Annotated in this window: 1 pseudogene; it reads left to right on the top strand. The window is 66.0% G+C overall.

The features are described 5' to 3' along the window. Positions 1-318 (top strand): annotated as a pseudogene (locus tag CR157_RS19905) (glycine dehydrogenase (aminomethyl-transferring)); the annotation flags it as partial.

Here is a 318-nt window from a genome sequence, read left to right as displayed (position 1 = left end):
GACGCGCGCCACCGAACTGGCGATCCTCAACGCCAACTACATCGCCAAGCGCCTCGAGGACCACTACCCGGTGCTCTACAAGGGGGCCAACGGCAGCGTGGCCCACGAGTGCATCATCGACATCCGCCCGCTCAAGGCCAGCTCCGGGATCAGCGAGGAGGACATCGCCAAGCGCCTGATGGACTACGGCTTCCACGCCCCGACCATGTCCTTCCCGGTGCCCGGCACCCTGATGGTCGAGCCCACCGAGTCGGAGTCGCGCTACGAGATCGACCGCTTCTGCGACGCCATGATCGCCATCCGCGCAGAGATCGGCAA

Source organism: Halomonas sp. LBP4 (assembly GCF_003202205.1).
Taxonomy (GTDB): domain Bacteria; phylum Pseudomonadota; class Gammaproteobacteria; order Pseudomonadales; family Halomonadaceae; genus Halomonas; species Halomonas flagellata.
The sequence above is the reverse complement of the archived record's forward strand: the minus strand, read 5'-3'. Positions and strand labels throughout refer to the sequence as shown.